General features: G+C 34.3%; 19 protein-coding genes, 1 tRNA gene and 1 pseudogene. 4 read left to right on the top strand and 17 right to left on the bottom strand.

Translation table 11 applies throughout. From position 1 onward, the window contains the following. Positions 1–146 precede the first annotated feature (146 nt). Complete coding sequence (locus tag ACRYLU_RS08120) at positions 147–932, top strand: Cof-type HAD-IIB family hydrolase (protein ID WP_260311478.1); 786 nt, start codon at positions 147–149, stop codon at positions 930–932. A 45-nt stretch (positions 933–977) separates the two neighbouring features. On the opposite strand, the gene ACRYLU_RS08125 is transcribed toward ACRYLU_RS08120, so the two are convergent. The 3 genes from ACRYLU_RS08125 to udk form a co-directional block, all read right to left on the bottom strand. Continuing rightward, positions 978–1,370, bottom strand: coding sequence for a hypothetical protein (locus ACRYLU_RS08125; RefSeq protein WP_003130340.1), 393 nt, complete (start codon positions 1,368–1,370; stop codon positions 978–980). A 134-nt stretch (positions 1,371–1,504) separates the two neighbouring features. After that, complete coding sequence (gene pta / locus ACRYLU_RS08130) at positions 1,505–2,485, bottom strand: phosphate acetyltransferase (protein ID WP_021467910.1); 981 nt, start codon at positions 2,483–2,485, stop codon at positions 1,505–1,507. A gap of 216 nt (positions 2,486–2,701) precedes the next feature. Then, positions 2,702–3,322, bottom strand: a complete 621-nt coding sequence (gene udk / locus ACRYLU_RS08135) for a uridine kinase (RefSeq protein ID WP_010906081.1) — start codon at positions 3,320–3,322, stop codon at positions 2,702–2,704. Positions 3,323–3,619: 297 nt separating this feature from the next. Here udk and ACRYLU_RS08140 point away from each other — a divergent pair, with 297 nt between their 5' ends. Together ACRYLU_RS08140 and ACRYLU_RS08145 are read left to right on the top strand one after the other, a co-directional pair. Then, the gene (locus ACRYLU_RS08140; protein ID WP_260311479.1) at positions 3,620–4,600 is read left to right on the top strand and encodes a Gfo/Idh/MocA family protein; all 981 of its coding nucleotides are present in this window, start codon (positions 3,620–3,622) and stop codon (positions 4,598–4,600) included. A gap of 57 nt (positions 4,601–4,657) precedes the next feature. Then, positions 4,658–4,730 (top strand) — tRNA-Arg (locus ACRYLU_RS08145). A 136-nt stretch (positions 4,731–4,866) separates the two neighbouring features. Here the strand turns inward: ACRYLU_RS08145 and ACRYLU_RS08150 are convergent. Then, positions 4,867–5,466 (bottom strand): transglycosylase, encoded by a 600-nt coding sequence (locus ACRYLU_RS08150; RefSeq protein ID WP_058205406.1) that lies wholly within the window; start codon positions 5,464–5,466, stop codon positions 4,867–4,869. Positions 5,467–6,122: 656 nt separating this feature from the next. Here ACRYLU_RS08150 and menA point away from each other — a divergent pair. After that, positions 6,123–7,082 carry a 1,4-dihydroxy-2-naphthoate polyprenyltransferase gene (gene menA / locus ACRYLU_RS08155; RefSeq protein WP_118263463.1) on the top strand — a complete coding sequence of 320 codons (960 nt, stop codon included), beginning with the start codon at positions 6,123–6,125 and terminating at the stop codon, positions 7,080–7,082. Positions 7,083–7,105: 23 nt separating this feature from the next. On the opposite strand, the gene ACRYLU_RS08160 is transcribed toward menA, so the two are convergent. From ACRYLU_RS08160 to ACRYLU_RS08220, 13 genes and pseudogenes are all read right to left on the bottom strand, one after another. Next, complete coding sequence (locus tag ACRYLU_RS08160; protein ID WP_058205407.1) at positions 7,106–8,644, bottom strand: ClC family H(+)/Cl(-) exchange transporter; 1,539 nt, start codon at positions 8,642–8,644, stop codon at positions 7,106–7,108. 167 nt (positions 8,645–8,811) lie between these two features. Continuing rightward, positions 8,812–9,045 (bottom strand): hypothetical protein, encoded by a 234-nt coding sequence (locus tag ACRYLU_RS08165; RefSeq protein WP_445080851.1) that lies wholly within the window; start codon positions 9,043–9,045, stop codon positions 8,812–8,814. Positions 9,046–9,158: 113 nt separating this feature from the next. After that, positions 9,159–9,350: a hypothetical protein gene (locus ACRYLU_RS08170; RefSeq protein ID WP_445080852.1), complete on the bottom strand. Its 192-nt coding sequence runs from the start codon at positions 9,348–9,350 to the stop codon at positions 9,159–9,161. Between the two features lie 518 nt (positions 9,351–9,868). Continuing rightward, positions 9,869–10,677, bottom strand: a pseudogene (locus tag ACRYLU_RS08175) (Rgg family transcriptional regulator). Positions 10,678–10,737: 60 nt separating this feature from the next. After that, positions 10,738–11,478 (bottom strand): demethylmenaquinone methyltransferase, encoded by a 741-nt coding sequence (locus ACRYLU_RS08180; RefSeq protein WP_118263480.1) that lies wholly within the window; start codon positions 11,476–11,478, stop codon positions 10,738–10,740. 97 nt (positions 11,479–11,575) lie between these two features. Continuing rightward, entirely contained in the window at positions 11,576–14,281 is a 2,706-nt protein-coding gene (locus tag ACRYLU_RS08185) for a YhgE/Pip family protein (RefSeq protein WP_445080853.1), read from the bottom strand. A gap of 260 nt (positions 14,282–14,541) precedes the next feature. Further along, positions 14,542–15,975, bottom strand: coding sequence for a 6-phospho-beta-glucosidase (locus ACRYLU_RS08190; protein ID WP_010906086.1), 1,434 nt, complete (start codon positions 15,973–15,975; stop codon positions 14,542–14,544). Positions 15,976–16,095: 120 nt separating this feature from the next. Then, a complete protein-coding gene (yidD, locus tag ACRYLU_RS08195; RefSeq protein ID WP_038601637.1) occupies positions 16,096–16,362 on the bottom strand; it encodes a membrane protein insertion efficiency factor YidD in 267 nt (88 codons plus the stop codon). Positions 16,363–16,478: 116 nt separating this feature from the next. Continuing rightward, the gene (locus ACRYLU_RS08200; RefSeq protein WP_038601639.1) at positions 16,479–18,221 is read right to left on the bottom strand and encodes a 1-deoxy-D-xylulose-5-phosphate synthase; all 1,743 of its coding nucleotides are present in this window, start codon (positions 18,219–18,221) and stop codon (positions 16,479–16,481) included. Between the two features lie 147 nt (positions 18,222–18,368). After that, positions 18,369–19,739, bottom strand: coding sequence for a sensor histidine kinase (locus ACRYLU_RS08205; protein ID WP_098393333.1), 1,371 nt, complete (start codon positions 19,737–19,739; stop codon positions 18,369–18,371). A gap of 93 nt (positions 19,740–19,832) precedes the next feature. Next, positions 19,833–20,501, bottom strand: coding sequence for a response regulator transcription factor (locus tag ACRYLU_RS08210; RefSeq protein ID WP_021722129.1), 669 nt, complete (start codon positions 20,499–20,501; stop codon positions 19,833–19,835). Between the two features lie 177 nt (positions 20,502–20,678). After that, positions 20,679–21,653 carry a LacI family DNA-binding transcriptional regulator gene (locus tag ACRYLU_RS08215; protein ID WP_058205412.1) on the bottom strand — a complete coding sequence of 325 codons (975 nt, stop codon included), beginning with the start codon at positions 21,651–21,653 and terminating at the stop codon, positions 20,679–20,681. A 152-nt stretch (positions 21,654–21,805) separates the two neighbouring features. Next, the gene (locus tag ACRYLU_RS08220; RefSeq protein ID WP_445080854.1) at positions 21,806–24,061 is read right to left on the bottom strand and encodes a glycoside hydrolase family 65 protein; all 2,256 of its coding nucleotides are present in this window, start codon (positions 24,059–24,061) and stop codon (positions 21,806–21,808) included. Between the last annotated feature and the right edge of the window lie 13 nt (positions 24,062–24,074).

Here is a 24,074-nt window from a genome sequence, read left to right on the forward strand (position 1 = left end):
GACAGGCTTGTCAGTAAACGCTATTAATTATATTTATTTTTTTTATAGTTAACTCAAACTGACAGTTCTGCCAGTTATTTAAATTCTTCATAAAAGAATGGATAATTCCACTTACAATTATATCATAAATTTGATACAATAAAATTATGGAAAATATCAATGATTATAAGGCTTTAGCCTTCTTCGATTTAGACGGAACGTTGCTTAACAGTCAAAGTAAACTTGACCAAGAAGTTATTGAAGGAATTCATCGAATTCGCGAAAATGGTGTTTTACCATTCATTGCTACTGGACGGGGACATTTTGAACTTGACGAAATCATGAGTTTAACTGGGATTAGTGGAGCGGTCGCCATGAACGGACAGTATATTGTTTTAGATGGTGAAACAATATTTAAAGAAGAAATTCCGACAAGTAGTGTTGAAAAATTACTTGAGGCAGCAAGTCCTCACTCAGAAGCTCTTTCTTTTTATGATAGTCAAGGATATTGGGTGAGTGAATTAACTGACTTAGCTAAAACCGCTTATGCTTACACTCATATGCCAATGCCACAGGCAGATGCTAGACGTTACCTCTCTCAGGAAGTCAATATGCTTTTGGTTTTGACCAATCAACTCAGTCAAGTGGATTATTATAAAGAACGCGTTCCTGAACTTAACTTTTTCATGAACTCTCCAAGTTCGATTGATGTTACAAACAGCACAACTAACAAAGGGACAGGAATTAATCATGTCAAAGAAGTGCTAAATTTCACTGGTCAAACTTTTGCCTTTGGTGATGGTCGCAATGACTTAGATTTATTCAAAGCAGCTGACCACAGAACGGCAATGGGAAATGCTGTTCCTGAATTAAAAGAGTTAGCCGATTTTATCTCTACAGAAAATACTAACCACGGAATCATCAATGCTTTTAATCATTGGGGCATCATGTAAATTCTAATAAAAAATTACTGACAGAAAGTTTGTCAGTAATTTTTTTTATTTATTTTCAAGCACTTCTCGTCTTCGATAGACATAAGCAAGAATGAAACAGAGGGCAACTGGTAAGGTCAAAATTAAGCCAACACCGTTAAAAACAGATGCTACGCAATAAAAGATACCAACAACTAAGAAATAAATTCCCCAACCTTTTTCTTTTGTCAATCTTGCAAAAGCCACCCAATTTAAAGCTAGTAAAGCGATTAAAATCAGAGCTGCAATCATTGCTGCGGTAGATAATAATTGCTTATCAAATCCTGAATCTTGAAGTTCTGTCATAATTTCTGAATTCTCTGGCATATAAATAATGGCCCAAAAACTAATTAGCCCAACAAGTGCCAAAATTGAAAAAATAATCGACCCTACTAGAGCAAAAATTTTTGATTTTCTCATTTTTTCTCATTTCCTTTTTGATTCTTTAATTATAACATTTTTAGACCAACAAAAAAATCCGCCTCAAATGGCGGATTAATGACAGACTTGTCAGTAATTATTCATTTACAAATTTACTGACAGAATATCATTATTTATTTTAAAGCTTGGGCAGCTGTGATAATTGCAAGTTTATAGACATCTTCTTCGTTACTTCCACGAGAAAGGTCAGAAACAGGTGCGTTCAAACCTTGCAAAATTGGTCCAATCGCTTCAAAATTACCCAATCGTTGAGCAATTTTATATCCAATATTTCCTGATTGAATATCAGGGAAGATAAAGACATTGGCACGACCAGCAACAGTTGAATCTGGTGCTTTTTGACGAGCTACCCCTGGAACAAAAGCAGCGTCAAATTGAAGTTCACCATCAATTTCAATTTCAGGGTAATCTTCTTTAACAAGTTTTGTCGCTTCTACTACTTTATCAACATCTTCTGATTTTCCAGAACCTTTAGTTGAGAATGAAAGCATGGCAACTTTGGGGTCAATATCAAAGAGTGCTGCTGTTTCAGCTGAAGCTACAGCAATATCGGCAAGAGTTGGTGCATCTGGTTTGATGTTAATCGCACAGTCACCAAAAATATATTTTTCATTGTCATCACGACCACGAACCATAATAAAAGCACCAGAAACAGATTTTACTCCTGGTTTCGTTTTAATGATTTGAAGGGCCGGACGAACAGTATCAGCAGTTGAATGAATTGCGCCAGAAACCATTCCGTCAGCAATTTTCATATAAACAAGCATCGTTCCAAAATAATTTGGGTCTTTCAAGAGCTCTTTTGCTTGTTCTTCTGTAACTTTACCTTTACGACGTTCCACAAAAGTTTCCGTCATTGTTTCAAAACGTCCACAATTTTCTGGGTCATAAATCTCAAAGCCTTCAGGATTAATTCCACGTGAAATCAATGTTTCAGTGACTTCTTTTACATTCCCAATAAAGACAGGTGTAATTAGTCCATCAGCGTTAAGACGATTGGCAGCACCTAAAATACGTGCATCAGTTCCTTCAGGAAAGACAATTTTTAAGCCTTTTCCACTAATTTTTTGTTTCAGTGATTCAAAAAGTTCCATTTTGACAAAATCCCTTGGTTACAAATTTCTCATAACCCACCGCTTTAAGTTGCGGATTTCCTTTCTGCAATTGTTACGAATTAAGTATATCATACTTTCACAAAAAAAGTAAGCATTACCATTATTGCTATTTAAGGACAATTAGCCTTTTTATTTTTCCAATTTTTCACGAGATTCACTAGCCAAAAACAAAAAAACTGTCATAGACAGCTTTTTTTAGTCGTTTAAAATGCTAGCGATTTTCGTCGTAATAATATCAACCCCAACAGTATTTGATACCCCTTCAGGAATAATCACATCTGCATATCTCTTTGTGGGTTCAATAAATTGATGATACATTGGCTTAACAGCATCTAAATACTGTGTAATTACTGAATCAAGAGTTCTTCCTCTTTCTTCAATATCTCTGCGAATTCGACGGATAATCCGCACATCGTCATCTGTATCAACAAATATTTTGATATCCATTAAATCACGCAAACGTTCATCTTCTAAAACCAAAATTCCCTCAACGATTAAAACATCAACAGGTTCTTGACGGTAAGTTTCTTGTGAACGCGTATGTTTTGCATAATCATAAATCGGAATATCAACCGCTCGTCCATATTGAAGCTCTTTTAATTGAGCAATTAAATAATCTGTATCAAAGGCTAATGGATGGTCGTAGTTCGTTTTTGTCCGTTCTTCAAAAGTCAAATGCGATTGATCTTTATAGTAACTATCATGTTCAATCATTGCAATTCGTTCATTTGAAAAAGTTTCTAAAATAGCATGTGAAACACTTGTCTTTCCACTTGCTGACCCACCAGTGACACCAATAATCAACGTTTTCTTCAAAATTAATTCTCCAAATTTTCTTCTATATATTCTACCACAATTTTTGAGCTTTTTGTCATCAACTGACAATTTTTTTACTTTTTAAGCGTTCACATCAAAAACTCTTAATTTTACTGACAAAAGCTCTTAATAAGTGACATGGAATCTTTGGAATTCTTATTTTTATAATTTATTTACTGAAAATTCAATAGTAGAGCAATGACCTTTAAGAAAAAATTTGATATAATAGAACAAGCTTTTAACAGAATTTTAGAATCTTCTAACGAATGATTCTGTCCACCTATAAAGGAGAATGTGATGCTAAAACTTGGAGTAATTGGTACGAGCTGGATTGCTCGTTCATTTATTGATGCTGCCCATATGACTGAAAAATTTCAGTTTTCTGCGGTCTATTCCCGTCGACTCGAATCTGCTGATCAGTTTTCTGCCGATTTTAAAGACATCCAAAAATTCGATAATCTTGACGATTTTTTCAAAGCTTCACTTGATATTATCTATATTGCCAGTCCAAATGCCCTCCACTTTGAGCAAGCTAAAGCCGCAATTTTAGCTGGACATAATGTCATTGTTGAAAAACCTGCCTTTTCAAATCCTAAAGAACTGACAGAAATTATTAAGCTTGCTAAAGAAAATGAGGTCTTCTTCTTTGAAGCAGCCAGAAATATTCATGAACATTCATTTTCAATTATCAAAGATTTTCTTGTTGACAAAATAGTCAAAGGGGCAGATTTTACTTATTCAAAATATTCATCAAAAATGCCTGCTCTTTTAAACGGTGAAATCCCTAATAAATTTAATGCAAAATTCTCTGGTGGACTTTTAGCCGATCTTGGCGTATATCTTTTGTATGCTGCAATCTTTTGGTTTGGCAAACCACAAAAAGCAACTTATGATGCAGTTTTACTTCCGTCAGGCGTTGATTTAGCTGGTGTTGGAATTCTTGACTATCAAGATTACAAAGTTTCGATTAAATGCGCAGGAAATGTGAATTCATATCTTCCTAGTGAAATCTATACTACTGATGGAACTTTAATTTTGGATGGTGTTAATGCGATTACTTCTGCCAAATTCATTACTATGGATGGTTCAGAAACTAGAATCGACATTGAAGCTCCAAAACACTCTCTTTATGATGAAGCTGTTGACTTTGCCCAAATCTTAGAAAATAATGATTCTGCTGCAAGTTATGACCTACATCAATTTGCCCAAGAAGTTTCAGAAACTTCATACCAAATGCGTCAAAGTGCTGGCATTGTTTTTGATGCTGACAATAAATAAAACTCATTAAAAGTTACTGACAGAAATATTTTGTAAGTCTGTCAGTAATTTATCTCTGGTCTCTTAGTTAAATTGGATATAACTACTGCCTCCTAAGCAGTGATTGCCAGTTCGATTCTGGCAGGGGCCATCTAATAAAAAAGAACACCGAATTCGGTGTTCTTTTTTATACTCAATCAATCCCAAACGAACTTGAGAGTTGATTGCTATGAGCCACTAAGTTTGATTTATTTATCAAAGATTTTAAGACGAGTTTTTATCAATGCTTAGTTATAAACAACCCAGCTACCAGCAGGAAGTTTACTTGCCATCGCAATTTGTTCTGCCAAAGTCATTCCAGCATATTCACCATGACCTAGCAATTGGAAAGCACCATAAGCACCTGAACTTGAATTCACACTATCAATCCCACCATTTGATTCGTGAGTAATGATATAAGCCCATTCGCTAGCAGAATAGCCCGCTGCATTAGCTGTATTCGATGCCATATAATTAGCAAGAGCTTGGATGTCAACTTGTCCAGAAGTTTGGCTCATATTAAGCCCACCAGAAACACTTTGTGTTGCTTGAGTTGGTGCAACTGATGTAACTTTAGTAGGTTGTTCTTCAGCAGTTTTAGTTGTTGCAGAAACTTGAGTTGTTGTTCCTGTAAGAATGTTATTAACTTCTGTTTGGATTGCTTTCACATCAAAACCTTTACTTTTAAGGTTAGTGACACGAGTATCTCCATTTCCGTAGTTTCCGTTAATTACTTCTATAGCAACTTCATGAGTTGATTTAGGTGTATCCGCATGAGCGATTCCGCCCCCAATAAACATGAATGATGCAACTAATCCCGTTGAAATAGCAACTTTACTTAATTTCATTTAGACCTTTCGATTTCGCCACTAAGAACATTCCATAGGATTCAAACTGAATCCAGTCTATCTTCTATTAACATGGTTACTTCCCATACACATCATAAAGTCCGAACGCTTGTGTAGGATTACCGTAAGCAGTTTAACGTCATTGCACGCTATGGACGTTTCAAAATTCATTTCTCACAACTTATTGTGAGTTAAAAAACGATTTAACATCAGTAGTAAATTTTCTCCACCACTCATGAGAAATGATTATATTATCCATTACTTAACCAAACCTTAAAATAAATGCTAAGAATTCCTCACAAAAGTGATTATAAAGCCTTTTCCTTCAAATCTTATTCTCATATTGTAGTATCTTTAATACGATTATTGGAGGCTTAAACCGTTCCCAAATCAATTAAAATTAGCTTATTTTATATTTATCTTAACAAAGATTACTAAATATAATCTTCAAGTCTATGTTGATTCTTAACCTATAATCAGTTATAATTACAATAGAAATGAAAGCACTTCAGTAAAATGAGTAACATTTGTTAACATTTTTACTTAAACTTTTTTAATATGATTAAAAAATAGAGAATTATTTTCTCAAAAAATAAATAAGTAAAAGCCGTAAAATAACGGCTGTTTTTATTCAAATTATATTTTCAGGAGTAATTATGTCCCTCAAAAATTTTTTAGAACTCGTCGAAATAAAAACTAAAATCGCCAGTATTTTCCCTTACATTATTGGTTTACTTTTTAGTTTAAGCTATTTTAAAATGATAAATATTGGCCTATCTCTCTTATTTTTAATAGCTATGCTCCTTTTTGATATGACCGTAACTGCTATTAATAATTATCAGGATTTCAAAAAAGCCAAAGATGAAGAATATAAAAAGCAAGAAAACATCATTGGCCAAGCCAATCTTTCCACCCGATTGGTAGCTTCTATTATCTTGTTTATGCTTATTTTGAGCCTTTTTTTAGGATTTTTCCTCGCTTATTTTGTTGGCTGGCTTTTCTTTATTCTTGGTGGAATCGTCTTCTTTATTGGCGTTTTCTATACTTATGGTCCTATTCCACTTTCACGTATGCCTTTAGGAGAAATTTTTTCTGGTGGGACAATGGGCTTTGGAATTTTTGCAATGGTCATCTTAATCAACAGCACTCAATCACCTATTTTTAATCTAAATCTTGATTTCACAAACGACTCTTTTAGCTTTACTGGTAGTATTTTTGCAGCCATCGCTATGATTATTGCAAGTTTACCACTCATTTTTACCATTGCAAACATTATGTTGGCCAATAATTTACGTGATTTAGATAGCGATATTAAAAATCATCGCTACACATTAGTTTATTATATCGGTCGTCCAAACGGAATCAAACTTTTTCAACTTTTAATGTATTCTTCCTATTTAGCTATTATTATTGGATTTATCTTTAGAATATTTGAATGGCCAACTTTACTTAGTTTACTCACTTTTCCGATTATCAGAAAGAATCTAAAATCTCATGCTAATCAAGTTCCAAGTCCTCGCAGCTTTGTTTATTCACTGAGAAATATGGTTCTATTTAACAGCGCTTATGCTGTGAGTCTGTTTTTATCAATCCTTTGGCAATATTTAAGCAAATAAAAAAGTGATAGAATATCACTTTTTTATTTTTCATTTAAAACCTGACGAAGCTGTTCTCTAGCAATCACTTCATCTTCTCGTCTAATCAAAAAGGTCAAATAATCTCCTGCTTGTAATTCAGTATTCCCGTGTGGAATAATATCCTTACCTGAACGATGAACCGAAACAAGCAAACATCCTTCTGGTAAATGTATCTCTGACAACTTCTTACGATCCGCAACTGAATCAAATTGAACAATTGTTTCAAACATCATCTGCTTATCCGAATCATCAACATCAATTTCTTTTTCTTTCAACATGTTCTCTAATAAGGAATCATAAATTGGCTCAGATTGTAATAAATCAGCAACGACATAAGCAATTAAAGAGACAAGAGCCAGAGGAAGTAAATGATCAAATGAACCAGTCATTTCCACCAAAAGAAGGATTCCAGTCATCGGTGCTCGAACAATTGCTGTAAAAGTCCCAGCCATCGCTAAAATTACTAGATTGGCAAACAAATGACTTGGAAGATGAAAAATCGAGATGACAATTGTCGCAAAAACAGCTCCAAGACTAGCACCCAAAACTAACAGGGGAAAGAAAATTCCTCCTGGCACACCCGAAGCATAAGAAACCATTGAAATCAGATATTTTCCAATGAGAATCAAACATAGAAAGGTCAAGCCCATTCCCAAACTAAAGGAATCCATTAAATGATGACCACTCCCAATAATATTAGGAAATAATAAACCAGTTGCCCCAACCACTAAAAAAGTAAGTAAAACACGAAGAAATGGACTCTTTATTTTCTTCATCAAATTTTGACTTGTGAGGAGTGTCCAGTTATAAAAAGCACCGAAAAATCCTAAAATAATTCCTAAAATAATAAGTAGCCAATAATTTGAGAGTTCAATTGAACCAACAATTTGGAAATGAAAAACTGGTCCACTCCCAAACATTATTCGTGCAACCATATCAGCAACCATTGCTGAGGTCATACAAGTTAATAAAATCAATGGAGAAAAGTATTTAAATACTTCTTCCAAAGTAAACATGACACCTGACAAAGGTGCATTGAAAGCAGCGGATAAACCAGCAGATGCCCCAGAAGCAATAAGAATTCTTTTATGACGCTCAGTTTCAGCCAACCGGCTAGAGACCATCTGCCCCATTGAAGCTCCAAGTTGAACTGAGGGACCCTCACGCCCCAATGATAGACCTGCAAACATTGCTAAAGTCCCAGCGATAAATTTAGCAAAAGCCGTCGTGAACCAATTATTTTTAAAATAACCCTGTAATTGCCCTTTAACTTGTGGTATCCCAGAACCTGAACTCATCGGATATTTTTTCATAAAGAAAGTAACCACAAAAGCTAAGAAAGTCAAACCCAAAATGAGGAGGGGAATAAAAATAAGGTGTAAGCTAATAAAGCGATAAATGCTTAAGCCCCAAGTTTCAGCTTTTTCCAGTGCCAATCGATAAAGACTGGCCAAAAAACCCGCAGTCAATCCCACGAGTACACTTAGAAAAAGCAGATAAAGATTTTTATTTGTTGATTTCTCTATATCTTTTAATTTCATTACTACTTCCCTACTAACGCTTTTTTAATAAATTTTTAAGCAAGATTATTATACCATAAAATAGATTTCTTATGTTTTGTACTTTTAATAATATACACACCACCTGTATAAATTTACTCAAAAAGGCACTCAATCGAGTACCTTTAATTTTTTAACTACAGATTTACTTAAAGTTTTCTATCTTTCCAAAAAAGAAAGAGCCCGAAAAACATCATCAAATAAAATGGAAGGGTCAATGCAGTAATTTCTAGTCGTATTCTCATAATAAAAACAAGAATAATGAGAGAGAGAGATGAGACTAAACCTCTATACTTAAAAATTGATTTTGGAATTCGTGGCCAAACATAGATTTGTAAAAGAAATCCAATGAAAATCATTACCAACCATAAAACTAAAACCATCACTTTACCTCCCTAAGGAACATAAATTGAATAGACCCCCACCCAGTTTACCTCCATATTAAGATAATCTTTTTGATGGATACTATTCATAGAATCTAAATCACTTTTAACCTTCAAATAATAAGCACCACCCAGAGCAGCAATTGGCGGGCAAATATACCAACAAGACCTGAACCGATAGCCCAATTATCTAAATCATGATCCATTTGATAAACTGCTGCCTTACTTCTAAAGTAGTAACAAGTTCCCCACCAAAAGTTTCCATAGGTGTATCCTGATGATTTAAAGGAAGAAGCCCGACTCACTATTTCTTTACTAACAGGATTTATAATTAACTTATTAGTTTCAATCTGTTGATTAACAGCATTAACTTGCTCTAGTACTTGTTCAAATTCATTTTGATTAACCTGAACATTTTCTGGAAGATTTAAAACATGCTGATTATCCTTAACGGAAACATAGGAATCAAAATGGTCTTTAGTATCAGCAAAACTTGAAGCTTGATTACTAAAAACTTACTCTGTTGTGACATTAGAAGTAACGACATCAGCATTAACAATTAACGGAGTAACCGCTGATAACAAGATTGCTGAAGTCATAAGACTTACATAAATTTGTTTTGGTTTCATAAGAATTTCCTTCTTTCTATTATATTTCTGTATGAATTTGTTCATTCTATTAAATTTTTATATCTTTAAACATATTCCTCCTTTCTTTTTAAATTTCAAGCGCGCTTTCTTTTATCTTTAATTTTATTCTAGCAGGAAAAAAGCCTCCTTTTTAAATCATTGCAAATATCCAACGAAGTAATCTGGAGACTTTTTTATGTTAATAATTTTCCTAAAAGCTTTTGATAGCGTTTTTGATAATAACCTGCTAAATCTTCATATCCAACTTGTCGAAAAATTTCAATGGCATTTTTGATTTGCTTTTCACCGCTTATCTTGTCTTTGAAACAATAGCTATAAAAACCATGTGCCAGATTTCTTAGATTTTCAACATAGAGGTCGTAGAAATCATCTTTAGGGTAACTTTTTTGCAAGATACTTCTAGCTGAGTCACGAGCTCCTTTTGAGGAAAGCAAAACGACCGATCGATACGAAGATTGAAGAACTCTTCTGCGATATTTAAAAACACCATATAAGTGTTTACTCTTCCCCCAGAGTTCTTTCATCAAATACATAATTTCTCGTTCACTGAAACTATCCAAAGTCAGATAAAAATTGAAAGTTCAAAGTAGCCCCATTCTCCAACGTCATAGAGATATTCAACCACATCATCAGCTTCCGTTTGTGTCAGTATTTCATAACGACTTTTAGCACAATAAGCTAGCATTTTTGAATCATATTTCATAGCTTCTAGATAAAGATTATGAAGTTTATCAACGTCATCTGCAATATCCGCAAGAATTATATCTTCTAAAAATTCTTCTTTATAATCCATTGAAAAATTATTGATAAAATGTTCATACTCGGCTAAAGTCACATTCATCTCTTGTAGCGCACTATCCAAACGTTCAAAGCTTATCATGGCTTGAACTAATTCAAATCTTGATAAATTCGCTTTTGAAATACCTATTTCTGAAAAATGAGAAAGCGAAAAATTCTTTTGTTCTCGTAGTTTTTTAAAAATTTCCCCATAACGTTTATAAGGCTTATTTTTTCCTCGAAATTTTTATTTTTTATTGACCGATTACTTTTTACCAATACGAATATTTGATTTAGGTTTTTTGGATTTAGTGGCAAAATGACTTGCGATTGCTCCACCACCATGTTTTTGATAGTCTACGGCAACAAAACCAGCTTTTCTAAAAAGTTCTTCAAGCGTCTTGGCATCTGGAAAATCTTCTGCTGATTTTTGAAGCCATTGATATTCTTTTAAAGATTTTGCAAAAACTTTACCAAAAAAAGGCATGACATTTTTAAAATAAAGTTCAAAAGCTTGTTTATAAATTGGCAATGTAGGGTGTGAAGTTTCGATACAGACTACTTTGCCGCCTGGTTTTAACACACGAAAAATTTCTTTTAATACAGTAAGATAGTCAGGTGTGTTTCTTAGACCATAACCAATCGTAACTACATCAAAACTTTCATTTTCAAAAGGTAAAGCCATCGCATTTCCTTGGAGAAATTCAATGTTTTTCTTCGCTTCTTCTTTGAGTTTAGCCTTAGCAATTTCAAGCATATTTTCTGAAAAATCAAGACCAATTACTTTACCAGAAGGGCCGATACTTTCAGATAAATCAAAAGTCCAGTCCCCAGTTCCACAACACAAATCAAGAATAGATAGACCAGTTAAATCTCCCATTCTTTTCATTGTTTTAGCACGCCATAAATCATGTTGTTTAAAACTGATAATGGCGTTCATTTTATCATAATCTGATGAAATACTATTAAAAATTTCTTGTACACGTTCTTCGTTTACTTTTGTCATAGACATATTATAGCACAAGTTCTCCCTTACTATTTGCTCATTATGATTATAAATAACAGAAAAACTACTGACCAGTCTGTCAGTAGTTTTCTTAACATTAATGGAAGAAATGACTCTTGCTTCCGATTTCGGAAATTTTCTTCGTTTTATCTTCAAAGTGTGGGAAGAGGAAGGCACCTATTGCAACAAACACAATTGATACTGCTACAAGGATAATTATCGCAAACCAAGCATTTGGCCAGTAAATTCCTCCCGCTGATTCTCGTAAAAGGTTGACAGCGTGAGTAAATGGTAAATAAGGATTAATGGCTTGGAAGAATTTTCCAGAAACTTGGATTGGATAGTTCCCACCACCACCAGAAATGGAAAGAACCAGGATGATAATCGCTATTCCTTTACCTACATTGCCAAACAGGGCGACCAGAACATAAACCATTATCATAAAGGCTATGGATATTAGTAAGGCAAAGAGAACACTGTAGAATGGATCTCTTACATCTACTCCTAAGCCAAAATAATTTCCAAGCGTTACGATCAAGGCTTGAGCAAGTCCAATGGCTACGAAACTTCCCATTCGAGCAAAGAATTGCTCACGTTTAGAATAACGTTTTTTATCTTTATCTGATAAGTGAACCTCCGTTGTTGCCAAACTTGAAAGTAAGACTGCACCGACCCACAGACAAAGCGCAGTATAGAAAGGTGTACTTGCTGAACCATTGTTGGCAATCGAATAGATTTGATTTTCTTGGACTTCAACTGGTTGCGTCAGGAAATCACTTTCTTTGGTCGCATCTAATTTTAGGAGTTTGACGATTTCACCTAAGTCAACTTCTTTTTCACCTTTTTGAATGGCTGCGGCTGCTTTTTGAATTCCTGATTTGATTTCAGGCCAATCATTTTGGATTAAATCATTGGCTTGATTCAAAGCAGACTCAACATCAGGCATTTTATCATTTGCCATTGTTAAGGTATCTGTCAAATCTTTACGAACACCAGCATAATCATTTTTAAAGAAATCAGAAGCTGTCCCTAACTTAGTTTTAAGAGTAGGAAACTCATTTTTATAGAGATTAGCTCCTTCATTAATTGCATTAACAATCGTTGTCATATTACCATTTAACATCACATTCGCATCATGAATTTCTTGTTTAATGGCTGGCATTTCGCCTTGATATTTTTCTAAAATGGTAATAGCATTAGAAACTGTTTGACTTGTTGAATTTAGTAAGGCATCAAAGTCAATTTGTTGAGCTTGATTTAATAAACCTTTAGCATTTGTTATGGTATTAATCAAGGTTGTTAGTGCTTGATTAATAGTACTACTAATCTCACTGACATCAATTTTATTAATTAGATCAGAAATATTATTTACTACATCATTGATTTGTGATAGATAAGCTCGAATCTTAGATACATCACCATCTTGCACTAAGTCATTTAGGTGACTCATTCTGGTACTAAGTTCTGACAAGAGCGAATCTAGATTATTTAATTGCTCAATAGTAGAATCTAAATCGTGATTTCCATTGCTTTCTTGCACCTGCTTCATATATTCAACAATATTTTGAATGGCTTCTCTTTGTTTAGCAATGTTACTAGTAAAATTGGTAATTAAGCTATTTATCTGTTCCTTTTCATCATCAGTTAATTGATTATCGGCAATCGCTTGGTCAATAACAGAAATAACAGATGAAGTATTTTTTGAGAACTCTTGAATTGATTGAAGTGTTATTTGAACGCTATTTGTAATGCTAGGCAACGCACTCTGCATTTTTTTCGCCGCATCCAAGGTTATAGTCCCTAAACTATCAGCATCTTGTCCCAATTTTTTAATGTCTGGCATTGATTTTTGGACTTGATTGATAATTTGTAAACCTTGTTTGGCTTCTTGAATGCCTTGAGTCATGGTACTTTCTACCGACGCAAAATCATCATCAATCATTGAGATTTGTTTTCCAGCATTTTGAATCTCAGGTATTTTCTCCTGAAGGGTCAAAACGAGTGAAAAACTTTTATCAATTTCTGGCATTTTATCATTTAATTTAATGACTTTTTGACCTAGAGCATCTACTTCTGGTAAGTAAGTGATAAATTCATTAGCTTTTGCCAGCTTTTCTTTAATTTCTGGCATTTTTCCATGAAGATCAACAACTTGTTGAGTGTATTTATCAATGGTTCCTAAATTATCATTAGTTGATAAAATCGCTGATTTAACCTTCTGAATACTTACCATGTTTTTATCAATGTCGTAACCAATTGTATTGAAGGTTTTTAAAAGGGTACTACTTGCCGTTTTGATAAACTCTTCAGAAATTTGTGATTGTAGAGAAGAGGCTCCTTTTGATGTTATTTTGGGAGCAATGGCATTGATTTTTTCGTTAATTGAATAAACAATTTGTGGTTTTTTAATATCACCCGTGGTGAAACTTAAGAGGTCTTTTGAAAAATCCTTTGGTAAATAGATTCCAGCATAGTATTTACCAGATTTCACACCTTTATCTAAATCTGCTTTGGAATCAACAAATTTCCAGCCTAATTGGTGATTTTTCTTTAAATTTTTCAGTACTTCATCACCAATATTGATGGTTTTATCTTGAAAACTTGCAGATTTATCTGCACTATAGACCGCAATTGGCAGTTGCGAAGTATTGGCATAGGGGTCCCACAGGGCTTTAATATTAAACCAAGCATATAAAGAGGGAATTATCATTAGGGCGACAATTAAAAAAGTCGCCACGGGATTTTTAAATATTCGCTTCCAGTCTAGGGCAAACAACTTCCATGTATTTTTAATACTTTTCACTTCTTATCCTCATCATTCTTATCTCACTTGTAACTTTTTAAATTTCTTAAATATCATCGAGGCTTTTTCATACTTCATGACTGCGGATTTAAAAATTACGCAATACACGATTTTATCATATTTCATAAAAAAGTTCTAGCACTGCTTCCTTTTAATGGACACTTGCTTAACTATTGTAAATTTTTCTTGCTAGATAAAAATCTTAAATCAAAGAAATGTTTTGTTTGATAAAAAAAGGAGGAAAGCCCCCCCCTTTTTAATTATTCATTTGTTAAATCTTCACCGTTGCTTGCAATAACTTTCTTGTACCAGTTAAATGATTTCTTAGGCGTCCGTTTCAAACTTCCTTTACCATAATCGTCTCGGTCAACATAGATGAATCCATAACGTTTGCTCATCTCACCCGTTCCTGCTGATACTAAGTCAATACATCCCCAAGAAGTATAACCTAATAGTTCAACGCCATCAAGTTCAACTGCTTTTTTCATTTCTTTGATGTGTGCAGCCATGTAATCAATTCGATAATCATCAGCTACAAATCCATTTTCATCAGGTTTATCTACTGCTCCTAAACCATTTTCTACAATAAATAATGGTTTTTGATAGCGGTCATAAATAGAATTCATTGTGATTCTTAAACCAAGTGGGTCAATTTGCCAACCCCATTCACTGGCCTCTAAATAGGGATTTTTTACAGATTCAAAGATATTTCCAGCTGATTTATCTGCATCCTCATCCTTGACTTTAGCGACTCGACTTGCATAGTAACTAAATGAAATAAAGTCAACTGTGTTTTCAGCAAGGATTTCTAAGTCGCCTTTTTCAATCGGAAGTGTAATTTCTTCACGCTCTAATCTCTTTAAAAGGTAGTTTGGATATTTTCCACGTGATTGAACATCAATGAAAAAGAGATTATCATGATTTTGTTTTTGAGCTTCAAAAACATTTTCTGGATTACAATCAAATGGATAGTAATCTCCAGCAGCTAACATACAACCTATCTTATTTTCTGGGTCAACTTCATGTCCAATTTTCGTTGCTAAAGCCGATGCTAATAGTTCATGATGAGCGGCTAAGTATTTAGCTTGTTCTTTATTTTCTCCTTCTTCAAAAACAAGTCCTGCTCCCATAAATGGAGCATGGAGGAGCATATTAATTTCATTAAATGTCAACCAATAGCGAACTAATCCTTTATAACGAGTAAAAATTGCTCTGGCTAAATTTTCATAGAAACCAACCATTTTTCTATTACGCCAGCCACCATATTCTTTAATTAGGTGGACAGGACAATCAAAGTGAGTGATGGTTACTAAGGGTTCAATTCCTAAACGTTGGCATTCTCTAAAAATATCTTCATAAAATTGCAAGCCTTCTTCATTTGGCTCTTGTTCATCACCTTTTGGAAAAATTCTTGTCCAAGCAATAGACATTCGATAGGTTTTAAATCCCATTTCAGCAAAAAGTGCGAGGTCTTCTTTCCAATGATGATACATATCAATCGCTTCTTTTGCGGGATAAAAATGCTCTTCATCGAATTCAAGGTGCTTCATTTCCCCTGTAATAATTGGAAAACGGTCTTTCCCATGTGGAACAAGGTCGACATTGGCAAGCCCACGTCCTCCCTGATTATAGCCGCCTTCACATTGATTAGCTGCAGTTGCTCCGCCCCAGAGAAAATCTTTACTAAATGGCATAATAGATGACACTCCTTTTTTTATTCTTTTTTTCATTTTAACATTTTTTTATGACATTTGATAGCGATTTCATCTTTTTTGAAGCGTTTCCTATAATTTTATAAATAGAAAAGACTCAAATTAATTTGAGTCTTCTTCTTTTTCTGGTTCTGCCCAATTTCTTCGCAAACTAAAATGGTCTGGAACTAAATCATATCCTGGCTGGCAAAATGGGTGACAACGTAAAATACGTGCTGTCCCCATTGCCAAACCTTTGGCTGGTCCATGTTTTTCAATGGCCTGAATCATGTAATTGGAGCAGGTAGGATAATAGCGACAAGCTGGTGGAAAGGCTGGAGAAATCCAGCGTTGGTAGCCATGTACTGCTTTTACTAATACTTTTTTCATCTATTTCACTTTATTAAGTAAGAACTTATCATCATTCTTGCTAGTTTTACTGACAGACATTATCAGTTCTTTATTTTTACTGACAGAAATATTTTGGAACATCTGTCAGTAAATTTTTATTTCAAAAGACTAAGAATATCAGCAACCATAAGTTCTGGTGTCAAATGATAACGATTGTAAAGTTCTGTCACTGGAACAGAATCATTAAATTCACGTTTCGCACCAAAGTTCAAAACTTTAACATCATACTTACCAAGGAAGGAAGCAACTTTTTGACCAAATCCTCCGTCAAGAATTCCATCTTCTATCGTCGCAATAACTTGATGATTTTCAACTAAGTTTTCAAGGAAAGCTTGGTCCAAATCGTTGATGAAAAGTGGATTTATTAGGGTTGCATTAATTCCATTTTCAGCCAAAACTTTAGCTACTTTTTCACCATGTGAATAAAGACCACCAAGTGCCAAGAGGGCAACTTTTTCGCCTGATTTTGTCATTTGATATGAAGGGGTTGAATAATCTGTGAGAACAGTCGGACGTGATTCTAAGCCGTGTTCTGGCATTTGAATCACAACTGGTTCTTCATGTTGCTCAAGAGCCCAATCAAGAATTGAAATAAATTCTTCTTCAGAAGTTGGAGCAAGATATTTGATATTTGGAATGTTTGAAATCCAAGTCATGGCTGATGAGCCTTGGTGTGTTTCATCTGAACCTGAAATAACTCCACCTTTAACAATAACAATTGCTGGTTCTTCATTAATTGCTAAGTCATGCCAAAATTGATCATAAGCCCGTTGAACAAAAGTAGAATTGTGGAAAATAATTGGACGAGCACCTGCCGCAGCCATTGCACCTCCAAAAGTAATGGTAAATTGCTCCGCAATTCCTGCATCAATATAACGGTCAGGATATTTAGCTGCAAATTGTTTCAGTCCAAAGATTCCTGGAATTGCTGCATTGATGGCAACAAGAGGAAGCCCTTCTGAAACTTTTTTATCCATGTAATCCAACATAACTGAACTATAAGATTTACCAGAATCAATCACTTTTGATTGACCAGTTTCTAAATCGAAAGGCATGTGCCAGTGAAAAGCTTCTTTATTTTCAAGAGCTGGTTGATAACCGCGCCCTTTTTCAGTATGAATATGGAGGACAATTGGATGGTCGATATCTTTTACTTCTTCAAATAGGTGAATTAAAGATTCAATATCATTTCCATTTGCAAGATATTTATAATCTAAGCCAAAAGTTTTAAAGAAGTTATTTTCGGCTTGACCATTTGTCGCCCGAAGTTCGGCAAGGTTACGGTAAAGTCCTCCATGATTTTCAGCAATTGACATTTGATTATCATTAACTAAAATAATGAGGTTTCCTTTGAAATCTCCGGCATTATTGAGGGCTTCCATAGCAAGTCCCCCAGAAAGTGAACCGTCACCAATGACCGCAACAATGTTGCCTTTGTCATTTGTCAAATCACGCGCTTTGGCATAACCTAAGGCATTAGCAATTGAAGTTGAGGTATGGCCAACTGTGAAAAAGTCGTGTTCTGATTCTCTTTGACTGGTGTAAGGTGTGATGTCATGGAAATGTCCATCAGTAAATCCATTTTTACGTCCAGTTAAAATTTTATGTGGATAAGTTTGGTGAGAAACATCCCAAATAAACTTATCAATTGGTGAATTGAAAACTTTATGAAGGGCAATTGTTAATTCGGTCACACCCAAGTTTGGGCCAACGTGTCCACCGATGTTTGATACTTTATGAAGAACTGCTGTTCTAATTTCTGAAGCTAATTCTTCTAGTTCTTGATTTGATACTTTTTTTAAATCCGCTGGGCTGTCTATTTTTTCTAACACTGACATCTCTGATTTTCTCCTTTTTAGATTTACTTAGTTATTTACTGACAGAAATTGTCTTTAAAAACTAGTAAATCGACTGACAAAATTGTCATAATTTGGATGCTACTATTATCTTATCATAATTTGTCAGTAATTTTTTCCTATCATATTTTACAACTTTTGGAAAATTTTTGCAGGATTTGAAATTGTGCTATCCACACGAATTCTAATAATGAATTTTGTACCTTTAGGTTTATTATCTTCAACTGTAATCTTCCCATTATAAGCTTCAACAATTTGTTTGGCCAGAGAAAGACCCAAACCTAAGCCACCTTTTTGACGCGTTCTTGCTTTATCTACTCGGAAAAAGCGGTCAAAGATTTTTTTCTTATCTTCATCAGAAATTCCTTCACCATTATCGGCGACAGCAAAAACTAAAAATCCCCCATTTTTTTGAACATCTACAGAGATTTCACCCTCATCACCCGTGTATTTAAGGGCATTATCAAATAAGATGGTTAGCAATTGTTTAATCAGGGCTTGGTCCAAATTAACCGTTCCATCTAATTTCAAATGGCCTGAAAACTTTTTACCTGCGTTTTCAGCAAGCATTTCATAGCTATTAAAAATATTCTCAAAATAAGTTGTCGTAGTCGCCTCTGGTTCAATTCTGATTCCAGAATCTCGACGAGCTAAGTTCAGTAAGTTACTTGTTAATAAACGCATATTACGAACTTCTGATAAACTTTCAGAAATATTTTCTGATTCATCAATAATTGTTGCTGTTGGCTTTTGGAAAAGTAATTCTAGACGATTTTGTAAAATTGCCAGAGGTGTTCTCAATTCATGTGAAGCATTTTCAACAAATTCTTTTTGCTTTTCATAAGCAGCCAGGATAGGTCTCAATGTCCAATTTGCAAGATACAAACTAATAATTACTGACAGAAGCCAGAAAGTAATCATTGTTGTCACAATGACCCACATGGCTCGGCTCATGGCATCTTGAATTTGGTCAACGTTTGAAAAAATTTGTGCATAAACCGGTGTTACTGTTCCATCAGTATTTGTAATAATAAATTGTGATGTTGTCAGATAACGATAGTGCCAATTATCTCCATAAGGATTTTTTACAGAAACAGTTTGAATAGTGTTAATTTGATTTTCGTTAAATTTCATTGTTTTTTGCAGAAGGCTCATGCCAAAGTTTGTACTTATATTTGCATTTGAGCCTGCTGAAGGTATGAAACTTTTACCCTCTGAATCATAAAAAATTACACTATTATTGGGGCCGTAATAGCCACTATCTTGCGAATTATTCATTCCTAATTGATTATTCGCCGCTTCTATCAAAAAGACTCGGTTTTGAGCCAAATTGTGTAAATTTTGGTCAGTCGCTCGATACATTCCTAATTGCATGACTTGAATAATAATCACGGCTAAAGCAACAAAAATGACTGTAAAAGCTAGAAAAAAATGAAGGAAATTTTTCCCATCATTTTTTACAATAGCTGAAGATTTAACTTTTTTAATTATTTTCTTCAAAGAGGTCTCATTTCTAGATAGATTTACTGACAGAACTTATTTATTAATTTATAGATGACTTTCACCTCTATACAATAAGCTGTCAGTAAAATTTTATCTCAGGATATAGCCAACATTTCGCAAGGTTGAAAGATTATTGACAAATTCTGTATCTTTCAATTTTTTCCGAATTTTACTCATATAAACTTCAACAACAGTTACTGTTGTATCACTGTCATAGCCCCAAATCCGGTCAAAAATTTGCTCTTTTGGCAAAATAACATTTTGATTTTGCATTAAATAAACGACTAAATCAAATTCTTTTCCGATTAAATCAACAGGTTGATCATCAACTAAAGTTGATTTATTTGATAAATTCAAACGAATATTTCCATAAGTTAAACCGTTTGAATCTTCTAATTTACCTGTCCGTTTCAAAAGTGCTTGAATACGTGCTTTGAGTTCATCTAAATAGAAAGGTTTTGTTAAATAATCATCTGCTCCAATATCGAATCCGTGCATTTTATCATCCAAAGATTCCTTAGCAGTCATGATTAAGACTGGCGTATCTACATTTTGCTCACGTAATTCCTTCAAGACTTCAAAACCATTCTTTTCTGGAAGCATTAAATCAAGCAAAATTAAATCATAGATTCCCAATTCTGCCTCATAGAGTCCTTCAACTCCATCATAAACCTGCTTGACTTGCGCAAATGATTTTAAGAAATCGTAAACAGATTTTGAGAGTGATAAATCATCCTCCACTAATAAAATTTTAATCATTGAATCCATCCCTTTTCACATTTTTTAGGGCTCATAATTTATAAATTATTTTTAGTTAAATTGCTTGGAAAGTCAATAAAACTGCGCCCATCCCTTTCTATTATTTTACACTATTATCATATTTTTGTCTTGTACTAGGCTTAACCTTATCTTAAACAAAACTAAAAAAGCTAGAACTTAAATTCTAGCTTTTGTTGATTCTCTAATAATTAATTCAAAAGGAATAATTGATTTTTCTGGCAAATTTTCTTTCTTATCTCGTAAATCCAAGATTTTCTTAATTGCACTTGCCCCTAATTGCTCAATATGAATGTCAAACGTTGTTAAATAAGGATGAATCATTGCTCCAAAGATAGAGTTGTTGTAAGTAATTAAACTCACATCTTCTGGAACATTTAAACCTTGACTTCTTAGACGTTCCACAACTTTTAAAGATAAGACATCATCCATAACTACAAGAGCTGTTTCGTTTCGCAAGGAAAAATTAGCATCCATAAACAAGAGGTCATGATTGAGCCCAAGTTTCTCGGATTCATCTTTAAAACCTTGATAACGTTCTTCAAAAACTTCTGTTTCTTTCGTATCGGTCACAAATGAAATATTTTGATGATCTAATTGTGCTAAATGACGAACAGCCTCGCGTCCAAGCAGCATATTATCATTATCCACATGGGTAATTTCATTTTTTCCTTCAGCCGGAGTTCCAACTAAAACAAAAGGAACTTTATTTTCTAATAAATAATCGCGAACTTCATCATTTTTTCCAGCGTAAAGCACGATAAATCCATCGACACGCTTTTCTGAATATTGAAGTTCAATCTGCTTTTTCAACTCTTTAGCTGAATGCCCAGTCGCAATAGCGATTGAAACATCGTAGTCACGAGCTGTTTCATTGATTGAGGTCAATATTTTCATAAAGAAAGGTTGGCTCGCTTTGTCAGCAACAGGCGGGAAAACAACACCAATTGTATTTGTTTTTCCCGAAGCTAGAATCTGAGCCGCTGCATTCCTTCGATAACCTAATTCATGCATGGCTTTGCGAACTTTTACTTTTGTTTTATCTGAAATCTCTGAACTATCTTTAATGACCCGACTGACCGTTGAGGCATTAACACCAGCTTTTTTTGCAACATCTTTAATTGTAACTGCCATATTTTCACTTGAGACTAGCTAAACCCAGCTCAACTCAGCGCTCCTTTCTCTTTCTTTTATTTGACACTCTGAAATTTTATTTTGCCAAATTTTCGATTAATTTTCAACTATTTTTTAGATTTTTGATAAAAAAGTCATTTAAAGATATCAAATTACTTTGTTTTTGTAACATAAAAATCTCTTAACTCAATTTTTTCACCATAAATTTCAAGATTCAAGGCTTGGCCACGTAATAATTCAAGTTTCACTTCTTGACCAACAGAAATTTTTAATAAACGTCCGCGATAGTTAATGTGAAAGGCATAACCCGTCCATGCTTGTGGTAAAAATGGAGCGAAACTTAATTGACCATCCCAAGTTTTCATTTGGGCAAAACCATGAACAATCGCCAACCATGAGCCAGTCATTGATGTGATGTGAAGTCCATCTTCTGTATCATTATTATAATTATCTAAGTCAAGACGAGCTGTTCTTTCATACATTTCAACAGCCTTGTCTTCCATGCCAAGCTCTGCTGCTAAAATCGCATGAATGGATGGAGAAAGTGAGCTTTCATGAACAGTTAATGGTTCATAAAAATCAAAATTTCGTTGTTTTTCGGCTAATGAAAACTGATTGCCGAAGAAATAAATTCCTTGAAGCACATCTGCTTGCTTAATATATGGACTACGTAACACTCGATCCCAAGACCAATTTTGGTTCAATGGAAGATTTTTAGGGTCAAGTTGAGCCACTGGAGTCAAATCTTTATCTAAATAACCATCATGTTGAACAAAGATACCCAATTCTTCATCTTCTGGATAATACATTTTATCCACAATTTCTGACCAGTGAGCAGTTTCAGCTCCTTCAATTAAATCTGGGCGTGGATATTTCGCTAAACTTTCAGCAGTATAAGTCAAAACCCAAGCTGCCAATTTATTAGTGTACCAGTTGTTATTGATATTATTTTCATACTCATTTGGGCCTGTGACTCCATGAATCATGTATTTATCATTTCGTTTACTATAATGCACACGGTCTGCCCAAAAACGAGCAATTTCAATCAAAACTTCTAAGCCTTCATGAGCAAGATAAGTTTCATCTCCCGTGTAGTTGCTGTAGTTATAAATCGCATAAGCCATTGCTCCATTACGGTGAATTTCTTCAAATGTAATTTCCCACTCATTATGACATTCAACACCTGTAAAAGTAACCATTGGATACAAAGCACCTTTAAGTCCTTGTTGACGGGCATTATGTTGTGCTTGTGGCAATTGATTATGACGATATTTTAAAAGATTTTTAGCAACTTTTTCATCCGAAAGTGCCAAGTATAATGGAACGGCATAGGCTTCTGTATCCCAATAAGTTGCTCCGCCATATTTTTCTCCAGTAAATCCTTTAGGGCCAATATTTAAACGTTCATCTTCGCCGTAATAGGTAGAGAAAAGTTGGAAAAGATTAAAGCGAATCCCTTGTTGAGCTTCTGCTGAACCGTCAATTTGTACATCAGCAATTTCCCAACGTTTTTTCCAAGCGATTTCTTGTTCTTTATAAAATTCATGATATGTTTTCTTAGAAATTTCAAGGGTCAAATTTGATAGCACCTTTGTTAAATTCGAGGGTTCAATATCACGACTTGTGACAACTAAAACATTTTTGATAAAGGTGAGTGGTGCATTTTCTATTAATTTTGCTTCGTAAACATCTAAAACAGAACTTTCTCTTGTTTCTTGCTTAACTCGAGTAAAATCGCCTGCAAAGCTTTGTTTAGCTGCTACCGTAAATTGTTCAACTCCAAATGGATTAGGAATTGTTTCGGTGACAATAAATGAACCTGTAGCTGTATTATCAAGGTTTTTTACTGTCCAAAATTTTTCATCGTAGTTGGAATCTTCATTACGAACATTTGCATCAATAATTGAGGCTGTACGGATTTGATGAATTTCACCATCTATGCTTTCAAACATGAAAGCAAAAACCGCAAGTTCTTGTTGAGCAATTGAGAAAAATCTTTCGGCAGTCACACGTACTCCATAAGCTACATAAGTATAAGTGAGTATCCCTTTTTCCATATCAAGCGACAGATTAAAATCAGTCACGTGACTTGCGGCTAAATCAACTTCTTTGTCATCAATAAAAACTCTGACAGAAGCAAAATTGAGGGCATTGATTGCTTTACCAAAATATTCAGGATAACCATTTTTCCACCAGCCTACACGTGTTTTATCTGGAAACCAAACCCCTGCAATGTAAGTTCCTTGGTGACTGTCGCCACTATAAGTTTCACTAAAATTTCCGCGCATTCCCATGTAGCCATTTCCAATAGAAGTAAGCGATTCTTGCAAACGACGGTCTTCTTTTTCAATCTGATTTGATGTGATTTTCCAAGGGTCAATGCCCATAATTCTTTTGATTTGTTTCATAGTGTTATCTTGT

This window comes from Lactococcus sp. KTH0-1S (assembly GCF_052544945.1).

Excerpts from the sequence above, each read along its gene's own strand:
- ACRYLU_RS08120 (WP_260311478.1), top strand. The coding sequence starts at position 147 with ATGGAAAATATCAATGATTATAAGGCTTTAGCCTTCTTCGATTTAGAC.
- ACRYLU_RS08125 (WP_003130340.1), bottom strand. The coding sequence starts at position 1,370 with ATGAGAAAATCAAAAATTTTTGCTCTAGTAGGGTCGATTATTTTTTCA.
- pta (WP_021467910.1), bottom strand. The coding sequence starts at position 2,485 with ATGGAACTTTTTGAATCACTGAAACAAAAAATTAGTGGAAAAGGCTTA.
- ACRYLU_RS08140 (WP_260311479.1), top strand. The coding sequence starts at position 3,620 with ATGCTAAAACTTGGAGTAATTGGTACGAGCTGGATTGCTCGTTCATTT.
- ACRYLU_RS08150 (WP_058205406.1), bottom strand. The coding sequence starts at position 5,466 with ATGAAATTAAGTAAAGTTGCTATTTCAACGGGATTAGTTGCATCATTC.
- menA (WP_118263463.1), top strand. The coding sequence starts at position 6,123 with ATGTCCCTCAAAAATTTTTTAGAACTCGTCGAAATAAAAACTAAAATC.
- ACRYLU_RS08160 (WP_058205407.1), bottom strand. The coding sequence starts at position 8,644 with ATGAAATTAAAAGATATAGAGAAATCAACAAATAAAAATCTTTATCTG.
- ACRYLU_RS08165 (WP_445080851.1), bottom strand. The coding sequence starts at position 9,045 with ATGGTTTTAGTTTTATGGTTGGTAATGATTTTCATTGGATTTCTTTTA.
- ACRYLU_RS08180 (WP_118263480.1), bottom strand. The coding sequence starts at position 11,478 with ATGACAAAAGTAAACGAAGAACGTGTACAAGAAATTTTTAATAGTATT.
- ACRYLU_RS08190 (WP_010906086.1), bottom strand. The coding sequence starts at position 15,975 with ATGCCATTTAGTAAAGATTTTCTCTGGGGCGGAGCAACTGCAGCTAAT.
- yidD (WP_038601637.1), bottom strand. The coding sequence starts at position 16,362 with ATGAAAAAAGTATTAGTAAAAGCAGTACATGGCTACCAACGCTGGATT.
- ACRYLU_RS08200 (WP_038601639.1), bottom strand. The coding sequence starts at position 18,221 with ATGTCAGTGTTAGAAAAAATAGACAGCCCAGCGGATTTAAAAAAAGTA.
- ACRYLU_RS08210 (WP_021722129.1), bottom strand. The coding sequence starts at position 20,501 with ATGATTAAAATTTTATTAGTGGAGGATGATTTATCACTCTCAAAATCT.
- ACRYLU_RS08215 (WP_058205412.1), bottom strand. The coding sequence starts at position 21,653 with ATGGCAGTTACAATTAAAGATGTTGCAAAAAAAGCTGGTGTTAATGCC.
- ACRYLU_RS08220 (WP_445080854.1), bottom strand. The coding sequence starts at position 24,061 with ATGAAACAAATCAAAAGAATTATGGGCATTGACCCTTGGAAAATCACA.